The sequence below is a fragment of the Kitasatospora viridis genome, assembly GCF_007829815.1.
GTDB classification, from domain to species: Bacteria; Actinomycetota; Actinomycetes; order Streptomycetales; family Streptomycetaceae; genus Kitasatospora; species Kitasatospora viridis.
Map to the genome: position 1 here is coordinate 4,758,453 of NZ_VIWT01000001.1, position 16,317 is coordinate 4,774,769.

General features: G+C 72.9%; 13 protein-coding genes. 11 read left to right on the forward strand and 2 right to left on the reverse strand.

Annotated elements, in window-relative coordinates:
- Position 1: 1 nt before the first annotated feature.
- The gene (locus FHX73_RS21475) at positions 2–979 is read right to left on the reverse strand and encodes an AAA family ATPase (protein ID WP_145906551.1); all 978 of its coding nucleotides are present in this window, start codon (positions 977–979) and stop codon (positions 2–4) included.
- Positions 980–1,118: 139 nt separating this feature from the next.
- Positions 1,119–1,631 (reverse strand): beta-class carbonic anhydrase, encoded by a 513-nt coding sequence (locus FHX73_RS21480; protein WP_145906552.1) that lies wholly within the window; start codon positions 1,629–1,631, stop codon positions 1,119–1,121.
- Between the two features lie 351 nt (positions 1,632–1,982).
- Here FHX73_RS21480 and rsmH point away from each other — a divergent pair, with 351 nt between their 5' ends.
- From rsmH to ftsZ, 11 genes are all read left to right on the forward strand, one after another.
- On the forward strand, positions 1,983–2,948 hold the full coding sequence (gene rsmH, locus FHX73_RS21485; protein ID WP_145906553.1) for a 16S rRNA (cytosine(1402)-N(4))-methyltransferase RsmH: 966 nt from the start codon (positions 1,983–1,985) through the stop codon (positions 2,946–2,948).
- 48 nt (positions 2,949–2,996) lie between these two features.
- Complete coding sequence (gene ftsL, locus FHX73_RS21490) at positions 2,997–3,611, forward strand: cell division protein FtsL (protein WP_211786230.1); 615 nt, start codon at positions 2,997–2,999, stop codon at positions 3,609–3,611.
- Positions 3,608–5,743: a peptidoglycan D,D-transpeptidase FtsI family protein gene (locus FHX73_RS21495; RefSeq protein WP_145906554.1), complete on the forward strand. Its 2,136-nt coding sequence runs from the start codon at positions 3,608–3,610 to the stop codon at positions 5,741–5,743. Before ftsL ends, FHX73_RS21495 begins: the two co-directional genes overlap by 4 nt.
- Positions 5,744–5,747: 4 nt before the next feature.
- A complete protein-coding gene (locus FHX73_RS21500; RefSeq protein ID WP_425461407.1) occupies positions 5,748–7,409 on the forward strand; it encodes a UDP-N-acetylmuramoyl-L-alanyl-D-glutamate--2,6-diaminopimelate ligase in 1,662 nt (553 codons plus the stop codon).
- On the forward strand, positions 7,406–8,812 hold the full coding sequence (locus FHX73_RS21505) for a UDP-N-acetylmuramoyl-tripeptide--D-alanyl-D-alanine ligase (protein ID WP_145906556.1): 1,407 nt from the start codon (positions 7,406–7,408) through the stop codon (positions 8,810–8,812). Before FHX73_RS21500 ends, FHX73_RS21505 begins: the two co-directional genes overlap by 4 nt.
- A complete protein-coding gene (gene mraY, locus FHX73_RS21510) occupies positions 8,809–9,870 on the forward strand; it encodes a phospho-N-acetylmuramoyl-pentapeptide-transferase (protein WP_145906557.1) in 1,062 nt (353 codons plus the stop codon). The genes FHX73_RS21505 and mraY overlap by 4 nt, the downstream gene beginning before the upstream one ends.
- On the forward strand, positions 9,870–11,318 hold the full coding sequence (murD, locus tag FHX73_RS21515; RefSeq protein ID WP_145906558.1) for a UDP-N-acetylmuramoyl-L-alanine--D-glutamate ligase: 1,449 nt from the start codon (positions 9,870–9,872) through the stop codon (positions 11,316–11,318). Before mraY ends, murD begins: the two co-directional genes overlap by 1 nt.
- A 27-nt stretch (positions 11,319–11,345) precedes the next feature.
- A complete protein-coding gene (gene ftsW / locus FHX73_RS21520) occupies positions 11,346–12,713 on the forward strand; it encodes a putative lipid II flippase FtsW (RefSeq protein ID WP_425461408.1) in 1,368 nt (455 codons plus the stop codon).
- 6 nt (positions 12,714–12,719) lie between these two features.
- A complete protein-coding gene (gene murG / locus FHX73_RS21525; protein WP_145906559.1) occupies positions 12,720–13,826 on the forward strand; it encodes an undecaprenyldiphospho-muramoylpentapeptide beta-N-acetylglucosaminyltransferase in 1,107 nt (368 codons plus the stop codon).
- Complete coding sequence (locus tag FHX73_RS21530; protein WP_170304991.1) at positions 13,819–14,625, forward strand: cell division protein FtsQ/DivIB; 807 nt, start codon at positions 13,819–13,821, stop codon at positions 14,623–14,625. Before murG ends, FHX73_RS21530 begins: the two co-directional genes overlap by 8 nt.
- A 369-nt stretch (positions 14,626–14,994) precedes the next feature.
- Positions 14,995–16,209 carry a cell division protein FtsZ gene (gene ftsZ, locus FHX73_RS21535; RefSeq protein ID WP_145906561.1) on the forward strand — a complete coding sequence of 405 codons (1,215 nt, stop codon included), beginning with the start codon at positions 14,995–14,997 and terminating at the stop codon, positions 16,207–16,209.
- Positions 16,210–16,317 lie beyond the last annotated feature (108 nt).

The following is a 16,317-nucleotide window of genomic DNA, read 5'->3' on the forward strand; positions in this document are numbered from 1 at the left end:
TTCAGCGTCCCTGCGGGACGGGCAGCCGGCGGACCAGCTCCAGCACGATCTGCTCGGCGCTGCGGCGGCTCAACTGGGCTTCGGCGGTGGGCAGCAGACGGTGCGCCAGGACCGGCACGGCGAGCGCCTGGAGGTCGTCCGGCACCACGTACTCCCGGCCGGCCAGCGCGGCGGCGGCCCGGGCGGCCCGGATCAGGTGCAGGGTGGCCCGGGGCGAGGCGCCCAGGCGCAGCTCGGGGGAGGTGCGGGTGGCGGTGACCAGGTCCACCGCGTAGCGGCGCACGGCGGGGGCCACGTGCACGGTGCGCACCAGCTCGATCAGCTTGAGGATGTCCTCGGCGTGCGCGACCGGCTGCAGGTCGTCCAGCGGCGAGGCGCCGCCGTGCACGTCCAGCATCGCCAGCTCGGCCTCGGGGCTGGGGTAGCCGATCGAGATCCGGGCCATGAAGCGGTCCCGCTGGGCCTCCGGCAGCGGGTAGGTGCCCTCCATCTCCACCGGGTTCTGGGTGGCGATCACCATGAACGGGGAGGGCAGCTCGTAGGTGGTGCCGTCGATCGTCACCTGGCGCTCGGCCATCGACTCCAGCAGTGCCGACTGGGTCTTGGGCGAGGCCCGGTTGATCTCGTCGCCGACCACGATCTGCGCGAAGATCGCGCCGGGGCGGAACTCGAAGTCCATCTGCTGCTGGTCGAAGACGTTGGTGCCGGTGACGTCGGAGGGCAGCAGGTCGGGGGTGAACTGGATCCGGCGCACCTTGCAGTCGACCGAGCGGGCGAGCGCCTTGGCGAGCATCGTCTTGCCGACCCCGGGAACGTCCTCCAGGAGCAGGTGGCCCTCGGCCAGCATCACCGTGAGCGCGATCCGGACCGCCTCCGGCTTGCCCTCGATCACGCTCTCCACCGAAGCGCGGACCCGCTCGATGACCGCGTTCAGTGCGGGCAGACCCGTTGTGCCGGTCTGCTCGTTGTAGGTCGTCACGCTTACTGCTCCGCCCCTCCTCGCGCCGGTCCGCCTGTCCGGAACCCGGCCGTAGGCGCATTCTTCCCTGACGGGTGGCCGAAAGTCACCCGACCGTGTGATGCCGGGCCCCGGACGGCGGGAGCGGGATGGGGGACCGTCAGGAGATCTCGCGCAGCAGGCCGGTGTGCACGTCGAAGACGAAACCGCGCACGTCGTCGGTGTGCGGAAGGAACGGCGAGGTGCGCACCCGCTGGATCGACTGGCGGACGTCGCCGTCCAGGTCGACGAAGGACTCGACCGCCCACTGCGGGCGCTGGCCGACCTCCAGCTCCAGCTCCCGGCGGAAGTCCTCGGTGAGGCCGAGCAGGCCGCAGCCGGTGTGGTGGATCAGCACCACCGACTCGGTGCCCAGGGCGCGCTGGCTGATCGTCAGCGAGCGGATGGTGTCGTCGGTCACCACACCGCCGGCGTTGCGGATGATGTGCGAGTCGCCGAGCTCCAGGCCGAGCGCGGCGAACAGGTCGAGACGGGCGTCCATGCAGGCGACCACGGCGACCTTCTGGACCGGGCGGGCGTCCATGCCGCCGTCCTTGAAGGTGACGGCGTACTCCCGGTTGGCGGCGACCAGGCGGTCGGTGATCGTGGCGGCGGCGGGCGTCGAGTCGGTCATGGGTACGACCGTAGTAGGAATCCGGGCCGGTGGGGAGGAGCCCGAAGGGCTCCCGGGCCGGTTGTGACGGAGCGCATACGGCGCGCGTGGCGACGCCGGACGACGCCGGTGCGGACGGTAGTCTGACGGTCCGTACGCAGCCTGCGGCCTCCTCCCGCTCCCCGTGCCCCCGGACGCACCTTCCCCGGCGCCTGGCGGTACCGCCTTCCCCCAGCGAGCGGGCGGGGACCACGGGCGGCGTCGGTCCCGGCTGCCGCGGTGGGCCAGAATGGTCCGATCCTCCGCTCCCGGCGACCCCGGCAGGCCCGCGCCCGCGAGCGGTACCCGCACCGACGAAAGGCGCCCGCGCGCATGCCCACAGGCACCCCGGAACCCAAGCACGTCCCGGTCATGCTGCAACGCTGCATGGACGCGCTGGCCCCGGCGATCTCCCGGCCCGGCGCGGTCGTGGTGGACGCCACCCTGGGCCTGGGCGGGCACAGCGAGGCGCTGCTCACCCAGTTCCCCGAGGTCCACCTGGTCGCGGTGGACCGCGACCCGGTGGCGCTGCGGCTGGCCGGCGAGCGGCTGGCGCCGTTCGGCGACCGGGCCACCCTGGTGCACGCCGTCTACGACGAGATCCCCGAGGTGCTGGCCGACCTGGGCATCGACCGGGTGCAGGGCCTGCTCTTCGACCTGGGCGTCTCCTCGATGCAGCTGGACGAGGCCGACCGCGGCTTCGCCTACGCCCAGGACGCCCCGCTGGACATGCGGATGGACCAGACCCGCGGGATCAGCGCCGCCGAGGTGCTCAACACCTACAGCCACGGCGACCTGGCCCGGATCCTCAAGGTCTACGGCGAGGAGCGGTTCGCCGGCAAGATCGCCTCGGTGATCCTGCGGGAGCGCGAGAAGGAACCGTTCACCACCAGCGCGCGTCTGGTGGAACTGGTGCGCAATGCCATTCCCGCGGCGACCCGGCGCACCGGCGGCAACCCGGCCAAGCGCACCTTCCAGGCGCTGCGGATCGAGGTGAACGGCGAGCTGGAGGTGCTGGACCGGGCGATCCCGGGGGCGCTGGACGTGCTCGCGGTCGGCGGCCGGATCGCCGTGATGTCCTACCAGTCGCTGGAGGACCGCCTGGTCAAGCAGTACTTCGCGGCCGGCGCCACCAGCACCGCCCCGCCGGAGCTGCCGTTCGTGCCGGAGGAGCACCAGCCCCGGCTCAAGCTGATCACCCGCGGCGCAGAACTGGCCACCGAGGCGGAGATCGAGGAGAACCGGCGCGCCGCGCCCGTGCGACTGCGGGTGGCGGAGAGGATTCGGGAGCGGCGGTAGGGGTCGTCCGGGCGCGGGCGCCCGGCGCGGCGGGGGGCAGGGCGAGCGATGAGGGAGACGACGGTGCGGGCCGGCGAGGGCATCCAGCAGGGCCGGCTGCTGCCGGGGCAACTGGGGCGGGCACGGATCACCGTGCGCCCCGGGAGGCCGCCGCGCGGCAGCGGGCGCGGCCGCACGCCCTTCGCGGTGCTGGTCGGCCTGCTGCTCTCGGCCGGGCTGCTCGGCCTGCTGATGCTCAACACCGCGCTCAACGAGGGCTCCTTCGAGCTGACCAAGCTGCAGAAGCAGACCACCACGCTGACCGACCAGCAGCAGGCGCTGCAGCAGGAGATCGACCACGACTCCGCGCCGGACGCGCTGGAGAACGCCGCCCGCGGGCTCGGCATGGTGTCCGGCGGCGACCCGGCCTTCCTGAAGGACGACGGCACGGTGCTCGGCAGCCCGGCCCCCGCCAAGGACAGCCCGCCGGTCAAGCGCTCCGGCGAGTCCCCGTGGCCGGGCGTCGGCCAGCCCGCGCCCTCGGCCGCCCCGCCGCCCGCGGCGGACACCGGTTCGCCCAGCGCCACCCCCGCCGCCCCCGACCCGGCCGCCACCGGTGAGGGCGCGCTGCGGGTCGATCCCGTGAGCCCGACCTCCAGCCCGAGCGGAAGCGCCTCCCGATGACTGCCCCCCAGGGCCCCCGCGGCCCGCGCCGACCCACCCCCGGCTCCCGCCCGGGCTCCACCCCGCGCTCCCCGCAGCCGGGCGGCCAGCGCCGGGAGCGGCCCGCCGCCCCGCAGCAGCGCGGCACCGCCCGGCCGCGCCCGGAGTCGGCGGCCCGCCGGGACGCGCCGCGCCGGGACGCCGTCCGGGGTCCGGGTGCCGGCCCGCGCGGCCAGGCGCCCGCCGCCAAGCGCCGCCCGCCGGCCCGCCCGCAGCCCAAGCGCCTCAAGCTGGCCGATCCGCGCCGCCGGCTGCGGGCGGTGATGATCGCGCTGGGCGTGGTGCTCTCGGTGTTCGCGGCCCGGCTGGTGCAGATCCAGCTGGTCGACTCCTCCGCGCTGGCCGCGGACGCCAGCACCTACCGCTACGTGGACGTGGCGCTGCCCGCCACCCGGGGCTCGATAACGACCTCGGACGGCGTGGCGCTGGCCACCACCGTGGACGCCTACGACATCACCGCAGACCCGACGATGTTCACCCAGGACGCGCTGCACGTGCCGGACGGCCCGGAGCAGGCCGCCGACCTGCTGGCCCCGATCCTGGGCATGCCCCGGGACAAGGTGGTCGCCAAGCTGCGCACCCCGAAGACCCGGGGCATCACCCTGGCCCCCAAGCAGACCCCGCAGGCCCGCAACCAGATCGCCGACCTGAAGAGCGCGCTGACCAAGAAGGTGGACACCGCCACCTGCCGCGCGCAGAAGGCGAAGGCCGGCAAGCCCGGCGCCCCGATCAGCATCGACCCGTCCTGCGTGAACCCGCTGGAGGGGATCTTCTCCACCGAGACCACCGCCCGGGTCTACCCGGCCGGCGGGCTGGCCGCCAACCTGGTCGGCTTCGTGAACGGCGAGGGCGACGGGGCCGGCGGCCTGGAGCTGCAGTACCAGAAACTGCTGGCCGGCAAGGACGGCCGGCGCACCTCGGCGGTCTCCGGCAGCCAGCCGATCCCGACCGGCGGCGGCTCCCAGACGGACCCGGTGCCCGGCACCGACGTCCGCCTGACGATCAACCGGGACATCCAGTGGGCCGCCCAGCAGGCGATCACCGACCAGGTGGCGGCGGCCGGCGCGGAGAAGGGCTACGTGATCGTCCAGGACGTGAAGTCGGGTCAGGTGCTGGCGATGGCCACCTCGCCGACCTTCAACCCGAACGACCTGAACACCGCCAGCCCCCAGGACCTGGGCAACACCGCGCTGCAGGACGTCTACGAGCCGGGCTCGACCGCCAAGCTGATGACCATGTCGGCGGTGCTGGACACCGGCACGGCGAACTGGGACACCCACGTGACCGTGCCCGGCACGCTGCAGCGCGGCGACCGGGTCTTCCACGACGACGTGGACCACGGCACCGAGTACCTGACGCTGGCCGGGGTGCTGGCCGAGTCCTCCAACATCGGCACCATCGAGGCGGCCGGCCAGCTCGCCCCGACCCAGGCGCAGGCGAACCAGGTGCTCGGCGGCTACCTGCAGAAGTTCGGCATCGGCCAGCCCACCGGCCTGGACTTCCCGGGCGAGACCCGCGGCCTGCTGGCCGACCCGAAGAACTGGCAGGGCTCGCAGCAGTACACCATCCCGTTCGGCCAGGGCCTGTCGGTGAACGCGATGCAGGCCACCTCGGTGTTCTCCACCATCGCCAACGGCGGGGTGCGGGTGGCGCCCAGCCTGGTGGCCGGCACCACCGGGCCGGACGGGCGCTTCGTGCCGGCCGCGCCCGGCGCGCAGAGCCGGGTGGTGAAGCCGGAGACCGCGAAGACGCTCGGCGAGATGCTGGAATCGGTGGTCACCGACGAGCAGGGCACCGGCAACGCCGCGCAGATCCCCGGCTACCGGGTGGCCGGCAAGACCGGCACCGCCAACCGGGTGGACCCGAAGACCGGGAAGTACAACGGCTACACGGCCTCCTTCATCGGCTTCGCCCCCGCCGACGCCCCCCGGGTGACCGTCTCCTGCGTGATCCAGAACCCGGTCAACGGCCACTTCGGCGGCCAGCTGTGCGGTCCGGTGTTCAAGCAGGTGATGGAGTTCGCCCTGAAGACCCTCCAGGTGCCGCCGAGCGGCAGCGAAGCCCCGAACCTGCCCGTCGAGTGGAAGCCCTGAACCTGTGAACCACGTCACCCCCCAGCCCACCGGTTCCCCCGCGCCCCAAGGGGACGCGGAGGGCTCGCTTGGCTTCCGGCACCCCGCGCCCGATAGCCTGCCCGCCGTGCCGAAATCAGACCAAACCAGTGTGAGCCCGCCCCGACCGACCACGACGGTGCCCACCCCGCTCGCCGAGCTGGCCGAACTGCTCGGCCTCGCCCCGGTCGCGGGCCGGGCGGCGAGCGGCATCACCCACGACTCCCGGGCGGTGCGCCCGGGCGACGTGTACGTGGCCTTCGCCGGCGCCAACCACCACGGTGCGGCCTTCGCGGCCGGCGCGGCGGCGGCCGGCGCGGTCGCGGTGCTGACCGACCAGGCCGGTGCCGAGCTGGCCGGCGGGCTGGACGTGCCGGTGCTGGTGGTGGAGCAGCCGCGGGCCTGGATGGGTCGCCTCGCCGCCCGGATCTACGGCGAGCCGTCGCGCTCGCTGCTGACCATCGGGATCACCGGCACCAACGGCAAGACCACCACCTCCTACCTGGTGGAGGCCGGCCTCAAGGGCGCCGACCGGGTGCCGGGGGTGATCGGCACGGTGGAGATGCGGGTCCGCGACGAGCGGATCAAGAGCGAGCGCACCACCCCGGAGGCGACCGACCTGCACGCGATCCTCGCGGTGATGCGCGAGCGCGGCGCCGACTCGGTGGTGATGGAGGTCTCCAGCCACGCCCTGGTGTTCGGCCGGGTGGACGGCGTGCAGTACGACGTCGCGGTCTTCAACAACCTGACGCCGGAGCACCTGGACTTCCACCCGGACATGGAGGACTACTACCGGGCCAAGGCCCGGCTGTTCGAGCCCGGCCGGTCGGCGGCCGCGGTGGTCAACCTGGACGAGGAGTACGGCCGTCGGCTGGCCGGCGAGACCACGCTGCCGCTGACCACCTTCTCGGCCTCCGGCGACCCGGCGGCCGACTGGCGCGCGGTCGACGTGCACCTGGGCCCGGCCGGCTCGACCTTCACCGTGCAGGGCCCGGACGGCCGTTCGGCGCTGGCCGGCGTGCCGCTGCCCGGACCGTTCAACGTCTCCAACGCGCTGGCCGCGATCACCGCGCTGGTCACCGCCGGCGTGCCGCTGGAGCGGGCGGCGGCCGGGGTGGCCGCCGCGCCGGGCGTGCCGGGCCGGCTGGAGCGGGTGGAGGCCGGCCAGGAGTACGTCGCGGTGGTGGACTACGCGCACAAGCCGGACGCGCTGAAGGCGGTGCTGCGTTCGCTGCGCGAGGTGACCAAGGGCCGGCTGCACGTGGTGGTCGGCTGCGGCGGCGACCGGGACCCGTTCAAGCGCGCGCCGATGGGCGCGATCGCCGCCGCGCTGGCCGACACCGCGGTGCTGACCAGCGACAACCCGCGGTCCGAGGACGCGCTGGCGATCCTGGCCAGCATGCTCTCCGGCGCCGCCGAGGTGCCGGAGAGCGAGCGCGGCGAGGTGCTGGTGGTGCCGGACCGGGCCGAGGCGATCGCCGACGCGGTGGCCCGGGCGCACCCGGGCGACACCGTGCTGGTGGCCGGCAAGGGCCACGAGCTGGGGCAGTACGTGAAGGGCGAGGTCCGCCCGTTCGACGACCGGGAGGTGCTGCGCGAGGCCATCGCGCACGTCCGGCCCGAGCAGCGAGGAGTGGAGCAGCGGTGATCGCACTGACCCTGGCCGAGCTGGCCGCGCTGACCGGCGGCGAGCTGTCCGAGGTGACGGACCCTCAGGCGCTGGTCACCGGCCCGGTGGTGATCGACTCCCGGAAGGTCGAGCCGGGCGGCCTGTTCGCCGCCTTCCGCGGCGAGCAGGTGGACGGCCACGACTACGCGGCCCGCGCGGTGGCGGCCGGTGCCGTCGCGGTGCTGGCCGAGCGCCCGGTCGGGGTGCCGGCCGTGGTGGTGGCGGACGCCCAGCGGGCGCTCGGCCTGCTGGGCCGCGCGGTGGTGGAGCGGGCCAAGGAGGCCCGGCTGGTGGCGCTGACCGGTTCGGCGGGCAAGACCAGCACCAAGGACCTGCTGGCCCAGCTGCTGGCGCGGCTCGGCCCGACGGTGGCCACCCAGGGCTCGCTCAACAACGAGCTGGGCTTCCCGCTGACCGCGGCCCGGGCGGCGGAGGACACCCGGTTCCTGGTGCTGGAGATGGGCGCCCGGCACCGCGGCGACATCGCCTACCTGTGCGAGCTGGCCCGTCCGTCGATCGGCCTGGTGCTGAACGTGGGATCGGCGCACCTGGGGGAGTTCGGCTCGAAGGAGGGCATCGCCCAGGCCAAGGGCGAGCTGGTGGAGTCGCTGCCCGAGGACGGGGTCGCGGTGCTCAACGGGGACGACCCGCTGGTGCGGGCGATGGCCTCGCGCACCCGGGCCCGGGTGGTGCTGTTCGGCGAGCGTCCGGACGCCGACGTGCGGGCACAGGACGTTCGCCTGGACTCCACCGGCCGTCCATCGTTCACGCTGACCACCCCGGCCGGTTCCGCTCCGGTACGACTGCGCCTGTACGGTGAGCACCACGTCTCGAACGCCCTCGCCGCCGCCGCGGTGGCGATGGAGCTCGGACTGTCCGTCGACGACACCGCCGCCGCCCTCGGCGAGGCGGGTGCGCTGTCCCGCTGGCGCATGGAGGTCGTCGACCGGGCCGACGGCGTGACCGTCGTGAACGACGCGTACAACGCGAACCCGGAGTCCATGCGGGCCGCGCTGCGCGCGCTGGCCACGATGGGCGGCCGCGGCCCGGAGCGCCGCCGCACCTGGGCGGTGCTCGGCGAGATGCGGGAGCTCGGCGGGGACAGTCTCGACGAGCACGACGCCATCGGCCGGCTCGCGGTCCGACTCGACGTCACCAAGCTGGTGGCGGTGGGGGGACGCGAGGCGGCGCACATGGAACTGGGCGCGAGGAACGAAGGTTCGTGGGGTGAGGAGTCGGTGCTGGTGTCCGACGCGGACGCGGCGGTCGAACTGCTGCGCGGTCAGCTGCGGCCAGGGGACGTGGTGCTGGTGAAGGCCAGCCGTTCGGTGGGCCTTGAGAGGGTGGCCGAGGCCATCCTCGCGGACGGTGCCGCCCGGTGAAGCAGATCCTCTTCTCCGGCATGATCGGTCTGGTGCTGTCGCTGTTCGGCACGCCGGCCCTGATCAAGCTGCTGGCCAAGCAGGGCTACGGGCAGTACATCCGGGACGACGGCCCCAAGGCGCACCACAGCAAGAAGGGCACGCCCACGATGGGCGGCATCGCCTTCATCCTGGCGACCCTGATCGCGTACTTCGCGACCAAGGCGATCGTCGGGGTGGCGCCGCGGGCCTCCGGCCTGCTGGTGCTCTTCCTGATGACGGGTCTGGGCCTGGTCGGCTTCCTGGACGACTACATCAAGGTGGTCAAGCGCCGCTCGCTGGGCCTGCGGGCCAAGGCGAAGCTGGCCGGCCAGTCGATCGTGGGCCTGGCCTTCGCGGTGCTGTCGCTGCAGTTCAGCGACAACCGCGGGATCACCCCGGCCTCCACCCACCTGTCCTTCGTGCAGGACTTCAGCTGGTCCGTGGGGCCGGTGCTGTTCGTGATGTTCGCGTACTTCATGATCGCGGCGATGTCGAACGGCGTGAACCTGACGGACGGTCTGGACGGCCTGGCCACCGGCGCCTCGGTGATGGTCTTCGGCGCGTACACGTTCATCGGGATCTGGGAGTACAACCAGAGCTGCGCCAACGTGATCACCGCGACCGCCAAGTGCTACGAGGTGCGCGACCCGCTGGACCTGGCGGTGGTCGCCTCCGCGCTGATGGGCTCGTGCTTCGGCTTCCTGTGGTGGAACACCTCGCCGGCCAAGATCTTCATGGGTGACACCGGCTCGCTGGCCCTCGGTGGCGCGCTGGCCGGCCTGGCCATCTGCTCGCGCACCGAGATGCTGCTGGCGCTGCTCGGCGGCCTCTTCGTGATCATCACCCTGTCGGTGATCATCCAGGTCGCCTCGTTCCGGATGACCGGCAAGCGGGTCTTCAAGATGGCACCACTACAGCACCACTTCGAACTGAAGGGCTGGAGCGAAGTCCTGATCGTGGTCCGGTTCTGGATCATCCAGGGCCTGTGCGTCGCGGTCGGCCTCGGCCTGTTCTACGCGGGCTGGGTGAGCAACTGATGACGGCCGACCAGCTGACGCAGTGGCAGGACCTGCCCGTGGTGGTCGCGGGCCTGGGCGTCTCCGGGATCAGCGCCGCCCGGGTGCTGCACGGCCTGGGCGCCCGGGTCACCGTGGTGGACGGCGGCGACAGCCCGGTGCTGCGCGACCGGGCCGCCGAGCTGGCGGGCATCGAGGTGCGCCTGGGTGACGGGGCCTCGCTGCCCGAGGGCACCCGACTGGTCGTCACCTCGCCCGGCTGGCCGCCGAGCAGCCCGCTGTTCGCCGCCGCGGCGGCGGCCGGGCTGGAGATCTGGGGCGACGTCGAGCTGGCCTGGCGGCTGCGCCGGCCGCTGCCCGGCACCGGCGAGCCGGCCCCCTGGCTGGCCGTCACCGGCACCAACGGCAAGACCACCACGGTGCAGATGCTGGCCTCGATCCTGACGGCGGCCGGCAAGCACACCGCGGCCGTCGGCAACGTCGGCGTCTCGGTGCTGGACGCGGTGCTGGCCGGTTTCGCCAACGACGCCCAGCCCTACGACGTGCTGGCCGTGGAGCTCTCCAGCTACCAGCTGCACTGGGCGCCCTCGCTGCGGGTGCACTCGGCCGCGGTGCTCAACCTGGCCCCGGACCACCTGGACTGGCACGGCTCGATGGAGGCCTACGCGGCCGACAAGGGCCGGATCTACCAGGGCAACCAGGTCGCCTGCGTCTACAACCTGGCCGACCCGGCCACCGAGGAGCTGGTCCGCGAGGCCGACGTCGAGGAGGGCTGCCGGGCGATCGGCTTCGGCCTCGGCAGCCCCGGACCGTCGAACTTCGGCGTGGTGGACGGCCTGCTGGTGGACCGCGCCTTCGTGCCGGACCGGACGAGGAGCGCGGCCGAGATCGGTGCGGTCTCCGACGTGAACCCGCCCGCCCCGCACAACATCACCAACGCGCTGGCGGCCGCCGCGCTGGCCCGCGCCTACGGCGTGGACGGCAAGGCGGTGCGGGACGGCCTGCGCGACTTCCGGCCGGACGCGCACCGGATCGCGCACGTCGCCGAGGTCGCCGGAGTGGCCTACGTGAACGACTCCAAGGCCACCAACACCCACGCGGCCGCCGCCTCGCTGCGCTCCTACGACCCGATCGTCTGGATCGCCGGCGGACTGGCCAAGGGGGCCACCTTCGACGAGCTGGTGCAGGGCGCGAGAGGGCGGTTGCGCGGGGTCGTGCTGATCGGCCGGGACCGCGCGCTGATCCGCGAGGCGCTGGCGCGACACGCCCCGGATGTGCCGGTGATCGAAGCGGCCGAGGGCCAGACTGGCGCGGTGGCGATGGCGGAGGTGGTCCGGGCGGCCGCCGGCCTCGCCCGGTCCGGCGATACCGTGCTGCTCGCCCCGGCCTGCGCCTCGATGGACATGTTCACCAACTACGGCGAACGGGGCGACCTCTTCGCCGAGGCGGTGCGGGGGCTGACGGAGTAACACCGGGACAGAGGGGCGGAGCAGCGGGTGGCGGGGCAGGGGAAGACGGAGACGGCCGCACCACCGAAGGAGGGCGGCGGACCCGCACTGATCTCGGCCACCAGCACGGTCTTCAAGACCGAGGGGGCGATGGGCCGGCTGCGGGCGCTGCGGGAGCGGCTGCACTGGACGCTGAGCCGGCCGCTCACCCCCTACTACCTGCTGCTCGGCTCCGCCTCGCTGCTGCTGGTGCTGGGCCTGGTGATGGTCTTCTCCTCGTCCAACATCACCGCGATCCACCAGGGCCTGCCCGGGCTCTACTACTTCCGCAAGCAGCTGGTCGCGGTGCTGCTGGGGGCCGCCCTGCTGGTGGCGGCGGCCCGGGTGCCGGTGGCGGTGCACCGGGTGCTGGCCTACCCGGTGCTGCTGGGCTCGATCGGCGCCATGGTGCTGGTCGCCATCCCCGGCATCGGGATGAAGGTCAACGGCAACCGGAACTGGCTGAACTTCGGCTTCTTCCAGGTGCAGCCCTCGGAGTTCGCCAAGCTGGCGCTGCTGCTCTGGGCGGCCGACCTGCTGGCCCGCAAGCAGAAGGCCGGCACCCTGACCCAGTGGAAGCACCTGCTGGTGCCGCTGGTGCCGGGTGCCCTGGTGCTGCTGATGCTGATCATGCTCGGCGGCGACATGGGCACCTCGATGATCCTGGTGGCGATGGTCTTCGCGCTGCTCTGGATGGTCGGCGCCCCGCTGCGGCTCTTCGTGGCCACCCTGGGCATCGCCGTGGTGGCCTGCACCGCGCTGATCATCACGGTGCCGCACCGGCTGGACCGGCTGGCCTGCATCGGCACCACCAAGCCGGTGCCGAACCACGACTGCTTCCAGGCGCTGCACGGGCTCTACGCCTTCGGGCTGGGCGGCACCTTCGGCACCGGCCTGGGCGCGGGCTACGAGAAGTGGGGCCAGCTGCCCGAGGCGCACACCGACTTCATCTTCGCCGCGACCGGTGAGGAACTCGGTCTGGTGGGGACGCTGTCGGTGATCGGTCTCTTCGCGGCACTAGGGTATGCGGGTATCCGAGTGGCCATCGGCACGAAGGACCCCTTCGTCAGGTACGCCGCGGGAGCCGCCACCACGTGGATCATGGCGCAGGCCATGATCAACCTGGGGTCGGCGCTGGGACTGCTGCCCATCGCGGGCGTACCCCTGCCGCTGTTCTCCTACGGGGGATCCGCCATGCTGTCGGCCATGACGGCACTCGGGATGCTGCTCTGCTTCGCCCGCAGCATCCCAGGAGCCAAGGCGGCGTTGGCCGCCCGGAGCTCGAAGTCCCGGTTCAGGACAGGTCTGCGCCGGGTGCTGCCACGACGACGAACCACAGCGCGCCCGACTGCTCGGGCGCCGCGCAGGGAGCGGTGAATTTCGGTGCATGTCGTACTCGCCGGCGGAGGCACCGCCGGTCACATCGAGCCGGCCATGGCGCTCGCGGACGCGCTGCGCAGGCACGACCCCAGCATCGGCATCACCGCGCTCGGCACCGAGCGCGGCCTGGAGACCCGGCTGGTGCCCGAGCGCGGCTACCAGCTGGAGCTGATCCCGGCCGTACCGCTGCCGCGCAAGCCCACCCCCGAGCTGATCACCGTGCCGGGCCGGCTGCGCGGCACCGTGCGCGCGGCCCAGGAGATCATCGAGCGGGTCAACGCGGACGCGGTGGTCGGCTTCGGCGGCTACGTCGCGATGCCCGCCTACCTGGCGGCCAAGCGGGCCGGCGTGCCGATCGTGGTGCACGAGGCCAACGCCCGGCCCGGCCTGGCCAACAAGATCGGCGCCCGCTACAGCGACTTCGTCGCGGTCTCCACCCCGGACAGCAAGCTGCGCGACTCGCGCTACATCGGCATCCCGCTGCGCCGCACCATCGCCACCCTGGACCGCAACGCGGTCCGGCCCGAGGCCCGCGCCTACTTCGGCCTGGACCAGCGGCTGCCCACCCTGCTGGTCTCCGGCGGGTCGCAGGGCGCCCGGCGGCTGAACGAGACGGTCCAGGCGATCGCGCCGCGGCTGCAGCAGTACGGCGTGCAGATCCTGCACGCGGTCGGCCCGAAGAACGAGCTGCCGCAGATCGACGACATCCCGGGGATGCCGCCGTACCGGGCGCTGCCCTACGTGGACCGGATGGACCTGGCCTACGCCGCGGCCGACCTGATGCTCTGCCGGGCCGGCGCGATGACGGTGGCCGAGCTGGCCGCGGTCGGCCTGCCGGCCGCCTTCGTGCCGCTGCCGATCGGCAACGGCGAGCAGCGGCTGAACGCCCAGCCGATGGTGAAGGCGGGCGGCGGCCTGCTGGTGGACGACGCCGAGCTGACCCCGGACTGGGTGCTGCGCAACGTGCTGCCGGTGCTGACCGACCCGCAGAAGCTCTGGGACATGAGCCGGGCGGCGGCCGAGTTCGGCCGCCGGGACGCCGACGACCTGCTGGTGGGCATGGTCTACGAGGCGATCGACGCCGCCCGCGGTGGCCGCAGGCGTGGCTGACCGTCCGTCCGGTGCGGACCGGGAGGCCGCGGGCACCGGGGGGCGGGCCGCGGACGAGTTCGCGGAGGACGAGCGCGATGCCGCCCCGCTGCGGCTCTCCCGGCGCGGCATCGCGGTGCTCAGCGGCTTCGTCGCGCTGCTGCTCGCGGTGGCCGGCTGGCTGTTCTTCTTCTCCTCGGTGCTGGACGTCCAGGACGTCGCGGTGCAGGGGCTGCGCAACGACCAGTTGACCGTCGATCAGGTGCGCCAGGCCATAGGGCCGGTGGGCCACGGGCCGCTGGCCCGGGTGGACCTGGACGCGGTGCAGCACCGGGTGGAGGCGATCCCGCGGGTGGCCCGGGCCGAGGTCTGGCGGGGCTGGCCGCACACCCTGCGGGTCAAGGTGATCGAGCGTCAGGCCGTGGCCGCGGTCAAGGGTCCTGACGGAAAGTTCACACAAATGGATGCTTCCGGGGTGAGCTTCGCCACCGAGGCCACCCCGCCGCCGGGCGTTCCGGTGGTGGAGGTCCAGCTCAGCCAGGCCGCCCAGGACGCCGCCGCGGCGCTCCCGGAGTCCGTCCTGGTGCAGGGAGCGGTGCAGGTCGCGGCCGGTCTGCCGGCCGAAGTGGCCAAGCAGGGCCCGTCGATGCTGGTCCGTTCGTATGACGACATCGAGGTACGACTGCCCAACGGGGTCACCGTGCGCTGGGGGAGTCCGGAGCGGACCGACCGCAAGGCGACGGTGCTCCGGGCACTGCTCAAGCGATCGGCCAAGGTCTACGACGTGACCGCTCCTGACGCCCCGGCGATCTCGGGTTGACCGAAATCCGGTAGGTTCTGTAGCCGTGGGGTCATTGACGGTCCGTCGGTGACTCCTCGACGCTGGGTGGTCCCACCCCGGTCTGCACGACCGGGCGATGATCACATAGGCTCAAAAGAAAAAAGGGAAGCTCGGCGTGTTCGTTGAACACGGGCCCGCCCGGCACTTAGTGTCCTGTGTCACCAGGCTGTGCCTCGCGGCTCACTGACGAAGGCACGGAGTGAACTCTCAACGTCAAGTTTAGGGTTCGGGTCGGCGGTCTCCATTTCGGACAATCAGTCAGGAACCGGGCTCCCCACCCATCGACATCCGTCGGACCTCCCAGACCCAGGAGGCCGACCCGGACATCCGAGGCGAGAGGCCTTCGACGTGGCAGCACCGCAGAACTACCTCGCAGTCATCAAGGTCGTCGGCATCGGCGGCGGTGGTGTGAACGCCATCAACCGGATGATCGAGGTCGGGCTGAAGGGCGTCGAGTTCATCGCGATCAACACCGACGCGCAGGCCCTGCTGATGAGCGACGCCGACGTCAAGCTCGACGTCGGCCGCGAGCTGACCCGCGGCCTCGGCGCCGGCGCCAACCCCGAGGTCGGCCGCAAGGCCGCCGAGGACCACCGCGAGGAGATCGAGGAGGTCCTCAAGGGGGCCGACATGGTCTTCGTCACCGCCGGCGAGGGCGGCGGCACCGGCACCGGCGGCGCGCCGGTGGTGGCCAACATCGCCCGCTCGCTCGGCGCCCTGACCATCGGCGTGGTCACCCGCCCCTTCACCTTCGAGGGCCGCCGCCGGGCCAACCAGGCCGAGGACGGCATCGCCTCGCTGCGCGAGGAGGTGGACACCCTGATCGTCATCCCGAACGACCGGCTGCTCTCCATCTCCGACCGCCAGGTCAGCGTGCTGGACGCGTTCCGCTCGGCCGACCAGGTGCTGCTCTCCGGTGTCCAGGGCATCACCGACCTGATCACCACCCCCGGCCTGATCAACCTGGACTTCGCCGACGTCAAGTCGGTCATGTCGGACGCCGGTTCGGCGCTGATGGGGATCGGCTCGGCGCGCGGCGAGGACCGGGCCAAGGCGGCCGCCGTGATGGCGATCTCCTCCCCGCTGCTGGAGGCCTCGATCGACGGCGCCCGCGGCGTGCTGCTCTCCATCTCCGGCGGCTCCGACCTCGGCCTCTTCGAGATCAACGAGTCGGCCCAGCTGGTCAGCGAGGCGGCCCACCCGGAGGCCAACATCATCTTCGGCGCGGTGATCGACGACGCGCTCGGCGACGAGGTGCGGGTCACCGTGATCGCGGCCGGCTTCGACGGCGGGCAGCCGCCGGCGATCGTGCGCGAGCCGGTGGTGAAGTCCGCCACCCAGAGCCAGTCCGGCGCGACGCCGGAGCGCCCGAGCGGCCGGCCGTACGGCGGGGTCGGCTCGGTGACGGGCCGTTCGGGCGAGGAGTCCGGCGCCGCGGCCCATGCGCCGGTCCGCGCCGAGACCACGGTCGCCCCGCCGGTCCCGCCGCAGGTGCAGCCGGCCAAGCTGCCCTACGTGGAGAGCCCGGCCGAGGAGCTCGACGTGCCGGACTTCCTGAAGTAAGGCCCGGCTCGACTACTTTGTAAGATTTTTCGAAGGGTTTGGTGCCCACCTCGCCGACCGGAGTCGGCCGGGGTGGGCATCGCCATGTCGACGCCACGTCGACCGTGG